Origin of the sequence: Acinetobacter sp. V2 (genome assembly GCF_001188385.1) — a bacterium.
In the GTDB taxonomy this organism is placed as follows: domain Bacteria; phylum Pseudomonadota; class Gammaproteobacteria; order Pseudomonadales; family Moraxellaceae; genus Acinetobacter; species Acinetobacter oleivorans.
On record NZ_JZFB01000002.1, the window covers coordinates 313,746 to 331,105 of the forward strand.

Annotated in this window: 13 protein-coding genes, 2 pseudogenes and 1 riboswitch; of the genes and pseudogenes, 2 read left to right on the forward strand and 13 right to left on the reverse strand. The window is 40.8% G+C overall.

The genetic code is table 11. The features are described from left to right. From glmM to UC75_RS10295, 3 genes and pseudogenes are all read right to left on the reverse strand, one after another. Window positions 1-172, reverse strand: a pseudogene (glmM, locus tag UC75_RS21095) (phosphoglucosamine mutase); the annotation flags it as partial. 148 nt (window positions 173-320) lie between these two features. After that, the gene (guaB, locus tag UC75_RS10290) at window positions 321-1,787 is read right to left on the reverse strand and encodes an IMP dehydrogenase (protein WP_004790042.1); all 1,467 of its coding nucleotides are present in this window, start codon (window positions 1,785-1,787) and stop codon (window positions 321-323) included. Window positions 1,788-1,981: 194 nt separating this feature from the next. Continuing rightward, window positions 1,982-2,779 carry an MBL fold metallo-hydrolase gene (locus UC75_RS10295; protein WP_049837524.1) on the reverse strand — a complete coding sequence of 266 codons (798 nt, stop codon included), beginning with the start codon at window positions 2,777-2,779 and terminating at the stop codon, window positions 1,982-1,984. Between the two features lie 228 nt (window positions 2,780-3,007). Here UC75_RS10295 and UC75_RS10300 point away from each other — a divergent pair, with 228 nt between their 5' ends. Next, window positions 3,008-5,146, forward strand: coding sequence for a TonB-dependent siderophore receptor (locus tag UC75_RS10300; RefSeq protein WP_049837525.1), 2,139 nt, complete (start codon window positions 3,008-3,010; stop codon window positions 5,144-5,146). Between the two features lie 61 nt (window positions 5,147-5,207). Here the strand turns inward: UC75_RS10300 and UC75_RS10305 are convergent, their stop codons facing one another. The 5 genes from UC75_RS10305 to UC75_RS10325 all read right to left on the reverse strand — a co-directional run bounded on the left by UC75_RS10305 (window position 5,208) and on the right by UC75_RS10325 (window position 12,081). Then, the gene (locus UC75_RS10305) at window positions 5,208-5,783 is read right to left on the reverse strand and encodes a TMEM165/GDT1 family protein (protein WP_013196598.1); all 576 of its coding nucleotides are present in this window, start codon (window positions 5,781-5,783) and stop codon (window positions 5,208-5,210) included. A 15-nt stretch (window positions 5,784-5,798) separates the two neighbouring features. Continuing rightward, window positions 5,799-5,984: riboswitch (yybP-ykoY riboswitch) on the reverse strand. Window positions 5,985-6,012: 28 nt separating this feature from the next. Continuing rightward, window positions 6,013-6,291: a hypothetical protein gene (locus tag UC75_RS10310; RefSeq protein WP_013196597.1), complete on the reverse strand. Its 279-nt coding sequence runs from the start codon at window positions 6,289-6,291 to the stop codon at window positions 6,013-6,015. A gap of 145 nt (window positions 6,292-6,436) precedes the next feature. After that, the gene (locus UC75_RS10315; protein WP_049837526.1) at window positions 6,437-8,419 is read right to left on the reverse strand and encodes a 2-oxo acid dehydrogenase subunit E2; all 1,983 of its coding nucleotides are present in this window, start codon (window positions 8,417-8,419) and stop codon (window positions 6,437-6,439) included. Window positions 8,420-8,421: 2 nt separating this feature from the next. After that, on the reverse strand, window positions 8,422-11,139 hold the full coding sequence (gene aceE, locus UC75_RS10320) for a pyruvate dehydrogenase (acetyl-transferring), homodimeric type (protein WP_013196595.1): 2,718 nt from the start codon (window positions 11,137-11,139) through the stop codon (window positions 8,422-8,424). A gap of 249 nt (window positions 11,140-11,388) precedes the next feature. Next, window positions 11,389-12,081: a M23 family metallopeptidase gene (locus UC75_RS10325; protein ID WP_005300632.1), complete on the reverse strand. Its 693-nt coding sequence runs from the start codon at window positions 12,079-12,081 to the stop codon at window positions 11,389-11,391. A gap of 107 nt (window positions 12,082-12,188) precedes the next feature. Between UC75_RS10325 and UC75_RS10330 the strand changes: the two genes are divergently transcribed. Then, complete coding sequence (locus UC75_RS10330; protein WP_049837527.1) at window positions 12,189-12,629, forward strand: DciA family protein; 441 nt, start codon at window positions 12,189-12,191, stop codon at window positions 12,627-12,629. A gap of 97 nt (window positions 12,630-12,726) precedes the next feature. On the opposite strand, the gene lpxC is transcribed toward UC75_RS10330, so the two are convergent. The 5 genes and pseudogenes from lpxC to UC75_RS21100 form a co-directional block, all read right to left on the reverse strand. Beyond that, window positions 12,727-13,629 (reverse strand): UDP-3-O-acyl-N-acetylglucosamine deacetylase, encoded by a 903-nt coding sequence (lpxC, locus tag UC75_RS10335; protein WP_049837528.1) that lies wholly within the window; start codon window positions 13,627-13,629, stop codon window positions 12,727-12,729. Between the two features lie 110 nt (window positions 13,630-13,739). Continuing rightward, the gene (ftsZ, locus tag UC75_RS10340) at window positions 13,740-14,915 is read right to left on the reverse strand and encodes a cell division protein FtsZ (protein WP_049837529.1); all 1,176 of its coding nucleotides are present in this window, start codon (window positions 14,913-14,915) and stop codon (window positions 13,740-13,742) included. Window positions 14,916-15,079: 164 nt separating this feature from the next. After that, complete coding sequence (gene ftsA / locus UC75_RS10345; protein ID WP_004790064.1) at window positions 15,080-16,342, reverse strand: cell division protein FtsA; 1,263 nt, start codon at window positions 16,340-16,342, stop codon at window positions 15,080-15,082. A gap of 60 nt (window positions 16,343-16,402) precedes the next feature. After that, on the reverse strand, window positions 16,403-17,257 hold the full coding sequence (locus UC75_RS10350) for a cell division protein FtsQ/DivIB (protein ID WP_049837530.1): 855 nt from the start codon (window positions 17,255-17,257) through the stop codon (window positions 16,403-16,405). Window positions 17,258-17,259: 2 nt separating this feature from the next. Next, a pseudogene (locus UC75_RS21100) lies at window positions 17,260-17,360 on the reverse strand (D-alanine--D-alanine ligase); the annotation flags it as partial.

A 17,360-nucleotide genomic window follows, 5' to 3' on the forward strand; every position in this document is an offset into this window, starting at 1 on the left:
AAATGTAGCCAGATAAACGAGTGTCTTTTCCTAATACAACGAGTGGTTTATTTTTTTGACTCGTTCGTTTTAATACCTTCCCTGCAGCAAAACCGAGTTTTAAAGCAAACTCTGGAGTAATAGGCATTTGCCCAAATTTTCCACGAATACCATCCGTTCCAAAATAACTCATAGCTTATCTCATTCTTACGCCACTTCAGCGGTGGCTCACTTCATATATGGCAATTCCGCCATATTTCTTTTCTCGGATTTACTTTACACCAAAAACAAAAAGCCGTCAGTGTAATGACGGCTTTCTTCATTGTTTTGGTTACCAAAATCTAACCAACACGATAGTTTGGAGCTTCTTTAGTAATCGTTACATCGTGAACATGTGACTCAGACATACCTGCTGAAGTAATTTTCACAAATTTCGCATTTTGGCGAAGATCTTCAATCACAGCTGAACCGGTATAACCCATTGATGAACGTAAACCACCCATCATTTGATGAACGATGTTACCCATTGGGCCTTTATATGGAACACGGCCTTCGATTCCTTCTGGTACTAATTTCTCAGCACCCGCTTTTGAATCTTGGAAATAACGGTCAGCAGAACCAGTTGCTCCCGCCATTGCACCTAATGAACCCATACCACGGTATGCTTTGTAGTAACGACCTTGGAAAAACTCAACTTCGCCCGGCGCTTCTTCAGTACCAGCTAGAAGTGAACCAACCATGATCGTGCTTGCACCCGCACCGATCGCTTTTGCCATATCGCCAGAGAAACGGATACCGCCATCTGCAATTAAAGGAATTTGATCTTTTAGTGCGCTAGCAACACTGTCAATCGCAGAAATTTGTGGCATACCAATACCTGCCACAATACGTGTTGTACAGATAGAACCAGGACCAATACCTACTTTTACAGCATCTGCACCTGCATCTAATAATGCTAATGCAGCATCACCAGTTGCAATGTTTCCACCAATCACTTGAACTTGAGGGAAGTTCTGTTTCACCCAACGTACACGTTCAATTACACCAGCTGAGTGACCGTGTGCTGTATCAACAACAATGACGTCAACACCAGCTTCAACCAATGCTTCCACACGACTTGGTGTATCAGCACCTGTACCTACCGCAGCACCAACACGTAAACGACCAAGGTCATCTTTACAACTGTTTGGATAGCTTTCAGCTTTGCGGAAGTCAGTCACTGTAATTAAGCCTTTAAGTTCGTTGCTTTCGCCAACGACCAAGACTTTTTCAATACGGTGTTTTTGCAATAATGCTTGAATATTTTCTTTAGACTCGCCTTCACGTACAGTGACTAAACGATCTTGACCTGTCATGATGTTGCTAACAGGTTGTTCTAAATTAGTTTCAAAACGCGTATCACGGCCTGTCACAATACCAACAACCTTGCCGTCTTTAACAACAGGTACACCACTAATGTTATTAGCAGTGGTAATTGCAATCAGTTCACGTACTGTAGTTTCAGGCGTTACAGTGATAGGGTCTTTCACCATACCCGCTTCGAATTTCTTTACACGGCGTACTTCTGCAGCTTGAGCAGCAATATCCATGTTTTTGTGCAAAATCCCGATACCACCATTTTGTGACATCGCAATCGCCATACGTGACTCAGTCACTGTATCCATTGCAGCTGAAACTAATGGGATATTTAAATGAATGCCGCGAGTTAATCGTGTCTTTAAAGAGACATCTTTTGGGAGAACAGTAGAGTAGGCAGGAAGTAATAAGACATCATCGAAGGTTAGCGCTTCTTGAACGATGGTCAGCATAACAATCTCACTGGTAAATTCCGTGAGCTATTATAAACAAATTTCAATGCAATTTTCATATTATCTTTGCCTTTTTCAGCAATAGATGTAGAGCTGCTCTAAATAATTCCCACTTATTATAGTTTTAACGTTATTTTTTAACCCTTGTTTTTGCAACCCAGAATTTTATCTGGGTTGATCATTAGACATCATATTTAGGCAGGACAACTAAAAACTTGTTCTGTCATCAAGTCGACACCACAAGGTAAAACCTCAATCCAGTCCAAAAACTGATTAATCATTTCTTTGCCAATAAATGGACTGCCATGCTGTGGAACAATCATTTCGATGTCCATCTGGCGGACCATGTTTACCCATAAACGGATAACTTTATTGGAACACATATAGCGTTGATGAAAAGCTTTCATTTTCAGAACATGCGTATCGAAATCTGTTAAAGGTTGATTAGCATCCTCAACAATCGAAGCGCCCATATCACCAGAAAATAAGATTTTGGCAACTGGATCATAAAACTGAAAATTACCGACCGAATGTAGAAAGTGAGCAGGAACTACAACTAGCTTTGATTCCCCCAATTGAATCACTTGGCCACGATCAGGTAATTCAATAAGATGGTCTTCCCAATTCCCTTTCATACGCTCACTCATAAATGAGGAATTTAGATGCGGTAGAAAACGTGCCCATAATTTTGACGCCACCACTTTAGCGTCTGTATAGACTAACCAGCGTGGCATTGAGGTAATAATATCTGGATCCTGATGCGAAGCCATCACATAGTCCAGATTTTTCAAACGTGTATATTTATTTAATTCCATCGTTAATGGAACATAGGTCAAATCACCACCTGGATCGATTACAGCAGCGCGCTCATGATCAATAATTAAAAATTGATTGGCTTGGATACCTTCCCCTTTGACCAAACTGGTAAAACTAATACATTTATGTACGCCATTATCAAATAATATCTGCGATGTTGTTTTTTCAAACCCCATACAATTCCCCAAAAAAAACTTTAAATATTAGATATTTTTATATCCATAATAAAATAAAGGGATTCGATAACTCTTGCAATGAATTGCTTTATTTTTCTCATAATATTTTAAAATAGCTTTTGCTTTTCTTATTTTATAAATGAATCATAATGTTATTTAAAATTCACACGCAATAAATTAAAATAATTCTCATTATCAGTTTTGTCTTTTGCGCTGTCTAGGCCTCCCATGAACCAAGCACCTTATTTTTCAAGCTCCAAAACATTATTAGCAGTTGCTATTTTTAGCTTAATGACAGCAAGTCATGCTGATGAAACAGCAGAACAACAGAATTCGACCAGTGTGCTACCCACAATTTCTATTCAGGCGCAAAAAGAACCCAGCTCTCCCTATGTCGCAACAAAAGCAACCTCTGCCCTAAAATCAGATGCACCCTTATTTAAGACGGCTCAATCGGTTTCTGTGGTGACTCGTGAACAGCTCGACCAGAAACAAGCTAGAACTCTAGCAGATGCACTTGAAGGTGTTGCAGGTGTTGAAGCTGGAAAACTTGGTCGTCGTGGTTGGGATGATTTTGTTATTCGAGGGCAGACCTCTTCCGATTCGGTTTATGTAGATGGTTTAAGAGTTGGACAAAATACTTATGTTGCCACTGAACTATCAGGCATGGATCAGGTCCAAGTCTTAAAAGGCCCTGCCTCTATTAATTTCGGTTTAGTTGCACCAGGAGGTATGGTCAATTTAGTTACTAAACGCCCAGAAGCAGAAAACTTTGCACGTGCTAGCATGACTTATGGCAGCTATAACTTAAAAGAAGGTACATTCGATTTAAACTATAGCCCTAATAATAGTGAGAAAGGTGCTTTTCGTTTAAATGGTCGTATCTCTGACCAAGATGACCCGACAGATTATGTGTATTTTAAAAATTACTATATCTCCCCTTCTTACAATTTCGACTTAGGTGATAAAACTGACCTCTCTGTAATCGCAAGTTATCAGCACCGCGAATATATTCGTCAGCAAGGCTTGCCTGTCATTGGCACATTAAAAGACAATCCTAACGGTGCTATAGACCGAAGTTTATATATTGGCGACCCTAACTTCGGTAAATATGAGGCAGATGTTTATCGTACGGGTTATACGTTTAAACATGCCTTTGATAATGGCTGGAACTTTAACCAGAATTTTGCCGTCCAAAAAACCGAAATGAATGGTACTGCAGTTTTTGCTCAAACTAAAAATTTTTGGACAGACTCATCTTACACAACCATTAACCGAGCTAATAATAGTCGGCATCAAGTGATTGATAACTTAAGTTTCGCCATCGATAACCGTTTAAACAAACAGTTTGATTTATATGGCATGCAACATGATTTCAATATAGGTGTAGATGCCTTCCAAGAAAAAAGTGATTACACCAATGATAAATACGATATTGGCAATTTAAATATCTATGACCCCGTTTATGGTCAAAACGTGACATTGAAGCAAAATGTTCGGGATATTAATCGTCTCAAATATTTGGGCCTCTATTTACGTGATCGCATTCAACTCAATGATCAATGGCTTTTAAGCTTGTCTGGACGCCAAGACTGGGCACAAACCCAAAGCACAAGCTTAGTTACAAGTAGTGCAAGTAAACAATCAGACAATGCTTTTACGGGTAGCGCCTCTGTCATGTATACCCTTAATGACATTGTTGCCCCTTATGTCAGCTATGCCACTTCATTTACACCTAACAGTGGTACTGATGTAAATAATAATCCGTTCAAACCTGAAGAAGGAAAACAGGTTGAAGTCGGAATGAAATTACAAAGCCCTGATCAACGAGTTCAAGGTGCGATCGCTTGGTATGATTTAAAACGTCAAAATGTTTTAGTCACTGATACTGCGAATAGTGGCTATAAAGCTCAGCGTGGCGAACAGTTAACACGTGGTATTGAAACTGAACTTAGCGCAGAAATTTTAGAAGGTTTAAAATTAACGGCTGCATACACCTACACCATTGATGCTGAAATTAGTAAAGATGCAAACTCAAGCAATGTAGGAAAAGCACTCGATAATATTCCTGAGCATGCTTATAGCTTGTCAGCGCGCTATAAATTTGACCCAGCTTCAAAACTTGGTTGGTATGTTGGTGGTGGATTCCGTGGTGAAACCTATAAAACTGTCGATGGTTTAGATGTTCACATTCCAGGCTATACAGTCTTTGACACTGAAGCTGGCTACGATGCAGGACATTGGGGTGCTCAACTTGCGATTCGCAACTTATTTGATAAAGATTACTATGCAGGTGCACTAAATGAAAATTTAGTGACACTCGGTAACCCACGCCAAATTAATTTTACAGTGAAATTTAACTACTAAATAATGACCTACAAAAAACGCACTCGAATTGAGTGCGTTTTTTATGGCAACGTTAAATGCTTTAGAAGAAATAATGCTGCACTAAAGTAGAGATACCTACAATTAAGAAAATAGCAGCACCAATTTTATGAATGAGAGATATAGATAAACGTTCAGCTAATTTATTACCAATAAATACAGCTGGGGCATTGGCAATCATCATACCTAAGGTTGTACCTAGCATTACCCAGAAAATGCTGTCATAACGTGCAGCTAAAGCAACTGTCGCAATCTGGGTTTTGTCACCAATTTCTGCTAAGAAAAACAGGATAAAGGTTGCACCAAAAACACCAAATTTTTGCCATCTGTTAATGCTATCTGTTTCATCATCTAGCTTATCTGGAATAAGCATCCAGAAGGCCATACCAATGAAACCACCCGCAAGTACCCAAACTAAGATTTCGGGACTCAACACGGTCGTAATCCACTGTCCAAGCACAGCAGAGATACCATGGTTAATTAAAGTGGCTAAAAGAATAGCAATCAGAATAGGGATTGGCTTACGGAAACGTGCAGACAGTAAAAGGGCCAACAATTGAGTTTTATCACCCATTTCAGCAAGGGCAACAATCGAGGTAGAAATCAGAAATTCTTGCATGTCGTTTCTCTGGCTAGCATAAATGCCCATGACCTACCGCTCCTGCTAGCCAAATATCTGCAGAGTAGTAAATCAAAGGTCTTGCCAACTCGGAAACGATGAGACGTTTAAGCTATGATGACCATGTTCTGTTGAACAATTATGTTGATCATCACCTATTCATTCAGAAATGAATAGCGGCTACTCCCCAATGAAGTATGTGCTCATTATATTCGAGCAGTTCTATTTTTCAAACAAAAAATTTTATCCATGCCCATACTAATAGCCGCCCCAAGCCTAATAGTAAAGCTAAACAGATACTTAAGTTAATAAAACCAAAATTGTTAATGCCAGCTATATGTTGTGATTGAAATTCAAATGGCAAAATAAGCGTTGCCACAAATACTTCCAAACCGATTGCAACGTAGGTCATCCACTCCCAAGGAAAGTGCAAAAAACTAACCCATAATCCCATCAATAAAAATACAACCAACAGAATCGGCAACATGATTTTTAAAAAACCCACCATCTATTATTTCTCCTTTACCTAAAACGAGAAATTTTTCCTCTCTCGATCACTCCCTCTTAATCTTTAGATTAACCTAAAATCAATTAAATTAAATACCAAAATAAAACCCCGCCGAAGCGAGGTTTTAGTGATTCATTTCAGAATATTAGATTAATAAAGTACGAATATCTTTAAGAAGTTTCGTAAGTTTATTTGTAAATCGAGCGGCATCCGCACCATTAATTACACGGTGGTCATAAGACAACGACAACGGCAACATTAAGCGTGGATCAAAGTCTTTACCATTCCAAACCGGTTGCATCGTTGCAGGTGAAATACCCAAAATCGCAACTTGTGGCCAGTTTACAAGTGGTGTAAACGCTGTACCACCAATTGCGCCTAAGCTTGAAATGGTGAAATTCGCACCTTGCAAGTCTTTCGGTGTTAATTTCTTATCACGTGCTTTTTGACCTAACACACCCAATTCAACTGCAATTTGCTTAATTGATTTTTGGTCTGGGTTACGAAGTACTGGCACAGTTAAACCATCAGGTGTTGCTACCGCAATTCCCATATGGATTTCATTGCGCAAGAGCACGGATTTACCGTCATCAGATAGATGACCTGCGAACTCACGCTCTTCTTTCAACAAATACGCAACTGCTTTGATAATGAATGCCATAATCGTCAGGCTGATACCTTCTTTTTTGAAGTTGCCTTTTAGCTCATTACGCCAATCTTCTAACTCAGTAATATCAGCCAAATCAAACTGGGTGACTTGCGGAATAAAGTTGTTCAATGACAATTGCGGAATTGATACTTGCTGCAAACGCGTTAGTACTTTTTCTTCCACGCCACCAAACGCAGTGAAGTCAGGAAGCTTTGGCAAACCCGAAACCGCTGGTGCAGCCGCAGCAACTGGTGCAGCTTGTGGCGCAGTTAAACGAGTCTTCACATAAGCAAAGATATCTTCTTTAACAACACGGCCATGCTCACCAGAAGTTTTAACTTGTGACAAAATCACACCAAGTTCACGAGCAAGCTTACGTACAGCAGGACCTGCATATACTTTAGCGTTTTCAGCTTCTTGCTCTTTGGTTAACTTGTCACTGCCAGACGCTGGAGCAGATGCAGCCTGAGTCGGAGCAGGAGCTGCCGCTTTAGGTGCTGCTGCCTGTGGAGCTGGAGCTACTTCTGCTTTTGCCGCTGGTGCCGCAGCAGGTGCTTGGCCTTCAGCTTCAATTGTTGCAAGCAATATACCTTGTGAAACCTGTTGGCCTGCTTGCAAGTGAATCGCTTTCACAACGCCCGCAACAGTACTTGGAACTTCAACAGTCGCTTTATCTGACTCAACCACAACAAGGCTTTGGTCTACATCAACTTTATCGCCAACTTGTACCAAAATTTCAGCAACAACTGCTTTATCTACGCCCAAATCAGGAACGTTAATATCAACTGGTCCAGATTGCGTAGCAGCCGCAGCTACAGTTTCTTGTTGAACTGGTGCAGGCGCCGCCGCTGGAGCTGCTGTAGAAGCAGGAGCTTCAACTGGCGCACTTGATGCAGAAGTTGTTTTCACTTTAATGAGCACAACACCTTCTTTAACTGTATCGCCTTCTTTAACTTGAATGCTTTCTACAGTACCAGCAACACTGCTTGGTACTTCTACAGTTGCTTTGTCAGATTCAACTACAACGATGCTTTGCTCAACATCGATTTGCTCACCAACTTTTACTAAAATTTCACCAACGAGTGCTTTTTCAACACCAATATCAGGAACTTGAACTTCAACCACTTGGCTAGTAGTTGCCGCTGCTGGTTGTGCAGCAGTTGAAGCCTGTTGTACAGCAGCCGGCGCTGCTGTTTGTTCAGCTGCTGGAGCAGGTTTTGCAACTTCTTCTGCTTGAGCTACAGGTGCAGCACCTTCAGCTTCAAGTTCAAACAATACCGTACCTTCAGTTACGCTATCGCCTTCTTTGATTAAGATACTTTTTACGACACCTGCTGAAGTGCTAGGCACTTCAACAGATGCTTTATCTGACTCAAGTAAAACAAGGCTGTCATTTTCAGCAATGCTGTCACCAACTTTTACCAAAATTTCAGCAACAACTGCTTTATCTACACCAATATCAGGGGTCTTAATTTGCATGCTTAGTTCCCCTCACCAGTTTGCGCTTCATTGTATTCAGCAACTGCCTGAACTTCTGGATGTGCCTGTGGAGCCCATGCCACTGGACGATCAGTGTCTAACTCAAAGTTAGAAATTGCATCTTTAACTAAACGTGCATCTACTTCACCTTCGTCAGCTAATTTTTTCAAAGTAGCAACAACGATATGTGCAGCATCAACACCAAAGAAACTACGTAAGTTAGCACGTGTATCTGAGCGACCATAACCATCTGTACCTAATGCAACAAATGGGCGGCCATCTGGAAGATAAGCACGGATTTGTTCGCTATACGCACGCATATGGTCTGTTGCTGAAACAACAATACCTTCTGTACCGCGTAATTGTTTAGATACCCAAGACTCTTTTACTTCTTCAGTAAGTGGGTGTAAACGGTTGTATTCTTCACATGCCATACCATCACGCGACAACTCATTGAAGCTTGTTACACTCCAAACGTTTGAATGGATTTGGTATTCATCACGTAAGATTTTCGCAGCTTTGATCACTTCGCGAAGAATTACACCTGAACCAAGTAACTGAACAGTTGCTTTTTCATCTTTTTCGAACAAGTACATACCACGTTTAATGCCTTCCTCAGCGCCTTCAGGCATTGCAGGATGCTCGTAGTTTTCGTTCATTACAGTTAAGTAATAGAACACACGCTCTTGGTTCACATACATACGTTGTAAACCGTCATGTACGATTACAGCTAATTCGTAACCAAAACATGGATCATAAGATACGCAGTTTGGAATCGTATTTGCCAAGATATGTGAATGACCATCTTGGTGCTGTAAACCTTCACCGTTCAATGTGGTACGACCAGCAGTTGCACCTAACAAGAAACCTTGAGCTTGTGCATCGCCCGCAGCCCACGCAATGTCACCAATACGTTGGAAACCAAACATTGAGTAGTACATGTACATTGGAATCATTGGCAAGTTATTAGTTGAATAACTTGTTGCCAACGCAGCCCATGCGCTCATCGCACCAGCTTCGTTAATCCCTTCTTGAAGCATGTGACCATCACTTGCTTCACGGTAATGCATTAACTGTTCTTGGTCTTCTGGGGTATATTTTTGACCGTGAGCAGCATAAATACCAAGCTGACGGAACATACCTTCTAAACCAAATGTACGTGCTTCATCTGGAACGATTGGCACTACGCGGTCTTTAATTGCTTTTTCTTTAAGTAAAGCAGCAATTAAACGAACCATCACCATCGTAGTAGATTGCTCTTTACCACCTGAACCGTTTAATACTGCATCAAATACAGATAATTCAGGAATCGCTAAAATTTCACTCTCACGACGACGTGCTGGCAGGTAACCACCTAACGCTTCACGACGCGCTTTCATGTACTTCATTTCTGGAGAGTTTTCACTTGGGCGATAGAATGGAAGCTCTTCTAACTTATCATCTGTAAATGGCAGGTTAAAACGGTCACGTACATATTTTAAAGAGTCGATCTGCATTTTTTTGATTTGGTGAGTTTTGTTCACCGCTTCAATTTCTTCAGACAAACCGTAACCTTTAACAGTTTTCGCAAGAATAACTGTTGGTTGACCTTTGGCTTTCATTGCTTCTGCATAAGCTGCAAAAACTTTGTAAGGGTCATGGCCACCACGGTTGAGATTATCGATGTCTTCATCGCTTAAATCTTTTACAAGTTCCGCAGCTTCTGGGTACTTGCCAAAGAATTTCTCACGTGTATATGCACCACCTTTCACTTGATAGCGTTGGTATTCACCATCAACAGTTTCTTCCATTACCGCTTTTAAAGCGCCTGTGTTGTCTTTTGCAAGTAGCGGATCCCAATGACGGCCCCATACCACTTTAATGACACGCCAGCCCGCACCACGGAATAAAGATTCTAATTCTTGAATGATTTTACCGTTACCACGTACAGGACCATCTAGACGCTGTAAGTTACAGTTAACTACCCAAATGAGGTTATCTAGCTTTTCACGACCAGCAAGTGAAATTGCACCAGTACTTTCTGGCTCATCCATCTCACCATCGCCAAGATAAGCCCAGACTTTACGATTTTCTTCTTTGATCAAGCCACGGTTCATCAAATATTTTTGAATGTGCGCTTGATAAATCGACATGATTGGACCAAGACCCATTGATACAGTTGGGAATTGCCAATAGTCCGGCATTAAATATGGATGTGGATAGCTTGGTAAACCGTTACCGCCAACTTCACGGCGGAAATTACTTAACTGTTCTTCAGTTAAACGTCCTTCAAGGAATGAACGTGCATAAATACCAGGAGCACAGTGTCCTTGGTAATAAATCATATCTCCGCCAAAGTTATCGCTGTTTGCGCGGAAGAAATGGTTAAAACCTACGTCATATAATGTTGCACTTGATGCGAAGCTCGCCAAGTGTCCACCTAAATCATCACCTGTTTTATTCGCACGAAGTACCATTGCTAAGGCATTCCAACGAATCAATGCACGAATACGGCGTTCCATATCTTGGTCGCCTGGCATTGCAGGTTGTTCTTCAACAGAAATTGTATTTAAGTAAGGTGTATTGAGACGTTGAATTGGAACATGCTTAGCAATTGCTTGTTGGTAAAGTTTTTCCAATAAGAATGCTGCGCGCTCAGTTCCCATATGTTGTAAAACTGAATCGAATGCATCTTGCCACTCTTGGGTTTCTTGTGCATCGGAGTCACCGTAAAACGCCATAATTCACCTGTTCCTTGTTCTTTAATCTACTTTGTATTTTTACCACGTTTTACCCCTCTCTAGTTATTGCCACGGGTGAATGTGAGGGGGGCCTATTATTTTCTGAATGAATAGTCATTGACCGAGCATTAAACAAAATAACAAAAAAACGCCAATAATGGCGTTTTTTTATACAATCTTTACGTTAAAAAAGGTTTAGGCTAATTTCAGATTCATAAATTTAATAACCTTAACTTTTTAACTATGCTTTTAAGGAAGCATCGCCAAGTAAGTCGTTGGATTCTTACGTTGACCATCTTTTACTACTTCGTAGTGCAAATGTGGGCCAGTACAGCGACCAGTACAACCTACATTGGCAATATGTTCACCAGCAGATACTTGGTCGCCTACACGTACCATTAAGCGTGAAGCATGAGCATAACGTGTTAAGTAACCATTCCCATGGTTAATTTCAACATATTGACCATAGCCAGTGCCCCAGCCAGATTTCGTTACAATACCTGGGCCTGTCGCATAGATTGGCGTGCCACTCGGAGCAGCCATATCTAAACCACCATGATGTTCGGCACGACCGCTCATTGTACGACCACCGAAGTTCGAAGAAACTCGTACAGTATCAGGAAGAGGATGCGAAACTAACCAAGAGTAAGCATTTGAAGAAGAGGCATTAAAAGAATTCTTTGCACTCGTATTGCCATATTTTTTTGCGAGCGATTCATTGTTGAGCTCAACCGTTTTTTGGCGTAAGGTCACTGAAACTTTCGCACTCGCCGGAAGATCTAAATCATCAGGATGGGTGTATGAACCTTGAGATAATGTTTTTGATAGTTGTTCCAATCGATCTGAATCAGTAGATTGGTTAATAGTTTGATAATCTGCAAAAGCAACTGATGCTGCCGAAGCGGCAAGTGAAAACGCTAATAAAATACGACGCGTGTGCATAAAAACCTCTTGAAACTGTTCTTACTCAAGTTCCTTATGATCTCTTCCTTGATATCAATCGAAATGAACGCTTAAGATGAAGACAAGAATCTATCCGAGAATGACCCATGTCTAAACCCGATAACGTTTTTCAACAAACCGGAAAACACATAAAAACAGGAAACCTTACGTTTCTAACAACGCAAGTCGCGCAATGGCAAAGACTTACGAAAATAATCCAACCCTTATTGCCCCAACCGGAACAATGGCAGGTCGTGTGTTATCAAAATGGTTCTTTAATCATTACTGGTGAAAATCAGGCGATGATTAGTCAACTCAGTTATTTACAGAACCAATATGTATCTAAATTATCTCAACTTGAAGGGTTAAAAGACTTACAAAGAATTCAGATTCGCTTGAGAAATAAAAATATTCCAAATGCACCCTCATCTGAGCCATCTAAACCCATCCCCCCGGAAACACAAGAAATGTTACGTAGTGCAGCCGACTTTGTGAGCGACCCTAAGCTTAGCCAAGCTTTACTACGTTTGGCAAGCAATAAAAAATGATGAGCTTTCTATTTCTTAATTAGAATCGTTCTTATTATGTGATAATAATCACACTTTGAAACGTTACAATATAACGTAGCTAAGTAAAGACAATGACTTATGTCACACTGACATATGGAATTGGACATTCATTCTCGTCATTAAATGTTACAATTTCATAATTACTCGGATCACTTTGAACATTGCGTAACAACTGATTATTTAAAGCATGTCCCGATTTATAGCCATCAAACTTGGCAATAATTTGATGACCAAGTAAATACAAATCACCTACTGCATCCAAAATCTTATGTCTCACAAATTCGTCAGCGAAACGTAAGCCTTCTTCGTTCACAACACCTGTGTCATCTACACCAATGGCATTATCTAAACTTGCACCCAAAGCTAAGTTATTTGCTTTGAGGTAATCTAGATCTTTCATAAAACCAAAAGTACGAGCTTCACTAACCTCATATACAAAAGTTTCAGTAGAAAAGTCGATAGTGGCAGATTGATATTCTTTAGCAAATGCCGGATGATCAAAATCAATCGTAAAATTTAATTGAAAACCATTATGCGGGCTAAAAATCGCTTTTTTATCATCTATTAGTGCTTCAACTGGTTTTAATATTCTTATAAATTTTTTCGGCGCATCCAGCTCACGTAATCCAACCTGCATTAACAGGTAAATAAATGGGCCGGCGCTTCCATCCATAATCGGAACTTCGGACGCAGATACCTCAACAATAAGGTTATCAATTCCTAAACCTGCAATTGCGCTCATTACATGCTCAATCGTTCCAACTTTTATATCTCCAATTACCAAATTGGAGCACATGAAAGCTTCTTGAATGAGTAAAGCATTCGCATGGATTTCAACGGGCGGGTCTAAATCGATACGACGAAATACAATACCTCCATCCGCGGTATGTGGAATGAAATTGATCATCACTTTTTGACCGCTATGAAGACCTATTCCACTCGCTTTTACCACACGATTGAGAGTACGTTGTTTCACCATGCTTTGTAACTTCTTTTTTAAAACCGCTATACGTTAGCATATTTAGTCATTGATCAAAAACAAAAAAAGGCAGTGTTTAAACACTGCCTTTTTTTAAATTTAATAATTTTTTACTTACGTTGCTGATTTTTCAAGTAATCTTGAATGCTCATCGGAGAAGAACGTGGAGAAGAACTTGCATTGCTACTCACTTCATTGTCTGCATTTTGACGCTTATTAATCGCAGGAACGTCATCTTCATCAACAGATTGAGCTGATTGAGATGATGCATGATTTACTGTATTACGTTTTCTCGGTTCTGCATCTGCAGCATTACGAGTTAAACCAGTCGCAATCACTGTTACACGTAATTCATCACGCGCATCTGGATCAAATACTGTACCGTAGAAAATTTCACCTTCATCAAGGTCAACAATCTGGTTCACAACATCAGTAATAATTTCAGTTTCGCGCAACGTAATATCATCACCGCCAGTAATGTTAATCAACACACCTTTAGCATTAATAATATTTACGTTATCAAGCAATGGACTACGAATAGCCTGTTCAGCTGCTTGACGTGCACGATCTTCACCACGACCTAAACCAGCACCCATCATTGCGTAACCACGAGTACTCATTGCAGTTTTCAAATCGGCGAAGTCAAGGTTAATGTGACCACGGTTTACAACAAGGTCAAAGATACTACGTACAGCGTTTAACAATACATCATCAGCTTTTTTATAAGCATCTTTCATTGAAATATCGCCATATACGCTAAGTAAGCGTTGGTTAGGGATAATAATCAATGAATCAACATGTGCTTCAAGCGCTTCAATACCGCGTTCAGCAGATTTTAAACGGCGACGGCCTTCAAAGTTAAATGGAGTTGTTACAACACCAACAGTCAAAATACCCATTTCTTTGGCAACTTCAGCCACGACAGGAGCCGCGCCCGTACCCGTACCACCACCCATACCAGCGGTAACGAACACCATATCCGTACCTTCAAGATGATGACGAATAATTTCACGGCTTTCTTCTGCTGCAACTTGACCAACTTCAGGGTTAGCACCAGCACCTAAACCACGCGTACTTTGCTCGCCTAACTGAATTTTGAAAGGTGCATTCATACAATCTAGTGCTTGTTTGTCTGTATTGGCACAAACGAATTTAACACCTTGAATATCAGACTGCACCATATGTTGAACGGCATTACCGCCACCACCACCTACACCAAATACAGTGAAACGGGCTTGACCGTTGCCATCGTTTAGTTCATCTTCTATAAATTCAAATGAGGCCATGACCTTTAGGGTTCCTAATACATTATGGCAGTCACTTCAGCCCGTATACTGCCTTGATTTTCAAAAATAACTAATTTTAAGAATGCTGTGCAATACAAACCTTGTCAAGTACAGTGGTTTTCTCTTACAACTTCCTAACAATTCTACCAATAAATCCATACATCCTAAAAAATGGCTTTTAGCTTGCTATTAAATGCATTCCAGCCATTTACCATTCGCTCCCATACCGAACGGTCATTTGCCTCTTCAGGCTCTTCAACAGCTTCTTGCAACTCACTTTGGCTAAACATGAGCAAACCAGCTGCTGTTGCATACATCGAACGACGTAATGCTGCCTGATGTTGATCATCAGCATAAACCTGTAACGGCGGATTACCCAAATGGGCAGATACCCCCAACATACGGCGAGCCAAACTCACCATACCTTCGATTTGACAAGCATCCCCTGTCAAGACTACACCATGGTATAAACCATGAATTGCACCGCTGTTCTCGAGCTCATCACGAATCTGGCTAAAGATCTCTTCATAGCGGGCAATAATAATTTCTGACAACTCAATTCGACTAATAGTTTGAGGGCCATCAATTCCTTCTACCTGAATCATGTGATCTGGCTTAACAGCACTTAAATCGACACAACCATACAGAATTTTAATACGTTCAGCTTCTTCTGTTGTAGTTTGCAATACAGCAGCAATATCACGCGTAACGTGCTCACCACCGCGTTGCAATGTACGTGCCAGAGCCAAACGTCCATCTAGATAAACTGCAAGATTGGTAATGCCTGCGCCAATATCGACTAGACAAACACCATACTCTTTTTCATCTTTAAGCAAGCTTGCCTCAGCGGTTGCCAGACAAGATACCACCATTTTTTCAACCCCGATATTTGCACCTTTCATAGCGCGATCAAGGTTTTGCATAGTCGCAATCGGCATCATCATTAACTGATAATGTCCGGTCATACTATGAGCAGTCATGTTAATTGGATTCTGCACCCATTCAGCAGAATCACCTAATTCAAAGCCTAACGGCACTGCACTTGCTAAATAGTAATCAGAAGTCACATGACTTGCTTTTGCCAATTCTAACGCGCGCACGACTTCATTTGTTGTAATAACATGTGCTGGATTAGCAACTGGTGTGCGGCCAGAGGCATAAAAACTTTGCAACTCGGTACTCGGAATCGATACCCATGCGCTATGAATGCGACATTCGGCCATATTTTCCGCTTCAGCGACAGCATTTTTAATCGCAGCGATAACTTTATCGAGGCTTACGATTTTTCCTTTATTCATGCCACGATTGCGAGCAGTTGCCATACCGATAACTTGAATGTTATCCGGCGCATGAATTTTTCCAATCAAAACTGAAACTTTATGCGTCCCAATGTCAATCGCAACAACTGAGGGAACAGCTTCATTCATCACTCATACCATTTCTTTGTTGTTTAATACCAGGCAAATTGCCTATTTTAAAGCCACGTATTATGGCTTTGCTTTTGTTCCACCTGCAATGCTTGTGTCATCAATCGTTACAACAAACTGACCATTCACAATTTTAGGTGGTGTTGCGTTCTTCCATTGAATAGATAATCCATTACGATATCGCAAATCAATGGCTGAGATTTTCGACCACACCGGTTTTAAGTCAGATTGTGCCAGATGGCTTAAACGTTGCAACTTATTCATTGTTTGATCTTGGTCAACAATAATTCGTAAACCTGAGTCAAACTGCATAAACCAAGTCATTCGCTCCGTCAGATATAACTCTTTTAGACGCAAATTGGCAGGGTGGAATAATTGATTGATTTCATTATAGCGTCGCATCATCATTTTCGACTGGCTTACCGGACCATGGAGTAACGGAAGCTCAGGATGAATCGTCGACTCTGCCTCACTGAATACATCGCCTCCATCGCTTAACAAGCGACCTGTTCCCCAACGGGCGATGGCATGTCGAGGCATGACACGAACACGAATACCATTGGGCCAAGCACGAGAAACGACTACTCGGTCTACCCACGAAATTTCTAATGTTTTATCTCGAATCTGTTCTAAATCAGATGTGAAATAATTCGCTTTTATAATTGGAGCAACATGCTGCATCACTTGTTGGGTTTCAACTGAAGACGTCGATCCCACAACTTCTAGCTTTGCAACTGTTGCATCCGTAATAACTTTATATAGCCCATAAATTCCGACTGCCAGCACTACAAAAGCAATAACCAACAGCACCCATCCACCAGCATTTGCAAGCTTCTGCTTACGTGTAGGTGGTTTATCATGAATAGAGGTGATAGCCGCACGTTTACGGCGCATGGAAGCCGGAAGTTGTGCCATATTTAAGCCGTACCTTCCAATGTTTGCTCAAGAATGGCAACACACAACTCATCAAAACTATAGCCAACAGCTTTCGCAGCTTTTGGAACTAAAGAGTGGCTGG

Bases quoted from the DNA above. Each gene is read 5' to 3' on its own strand.
- ftsZ (WP_049837529.1), bottom strand. From the start codon at position 14,915: ATGGCCTCATTTGAATTTATAGAAGATGAACTAAACGATGGCAACGGT.
- UC75_RS10305 (WP_013196598.1), bottom strand. From the start codon at position 5,783: ATGCAAGAATTTCTGATTTCTACCTCGATTGTTGCCCTTGCTGAAATG.
- UC75_RS10325 (WP_005300632.1), bottom strand. From the start codon at position 12,081: ATGCACACGCGTCGTATTTTATTAGCGTTTTCACTTGCCGCTTCGGCA.
- UC75_RS10315 (WP_049837526.1), bottom strand. From the start codon at position 8,419: ATGCAAATTAAGACCCCTGATATTGGTGTAGATAAAGCAGTTGTTGCT.
- ftsA (WP_004790064.1), bottom strand. From the start codon at position 16,342: ATGAATGAAGCTGTTCCCTCAGTTGTTGCGATTGACATTGGGACGCAT.
- UC75_RS10350 (WP_049837530.1), bottom strand. From the start codon at position 17,257: ATGGCACAACTTCCGGCTTCCATGCGCCGTAAACGTGCGGCTATCACC.
- UC75_RS10310 (WP_013196597.1), bottom strand. From the start codon at position 6,291: ATGGTGGGTTTTTTAAAAATCATGTTGCCGATTCTGTTGGTTGTATTT.
- UC75_RS10330 (WP_049837527.1), top strand. From the start codon at position 12,189: ATGTCTAAACCCGATAACGTTTTTCAACAAACCGGAAAACACATAAAA.
- UC75_RS10300 (WP_049837525.1), top strand. From the start codon at position 3,008: ATGAACCAAGCACCTTATTTTTCAAGCTCCAAAACATTATTAGCAGTT.
- aceE (WP_013196595.1), bottom strand. From the start codon at position 11,139: ATGGCGTTTTACGGTGACTCCGATGCACAAGAAACCCAAGAGTGGCAA.
- UC75_RS10295 (WP_049837524.1), bottom strand. From the start codon at position 2,779: ATGGGGTTTGAAAAAACAACATCGCAGATATTATTTGATAATGGCGTA.
- guaB (WP_004790042.1), bottom strand. From the start codon at position 1,787: ATGCTGACCATCGTTCAAGAAGCGCTAACCTTCGATGATGTCTTATTA.
- lpxC (WP_049837528.1), bottom strand. From the start codon at position 13,629: ATGGTGAAACAACGTACTCTCAATCGTGTGGTAAAAGCGAGTGGAATA.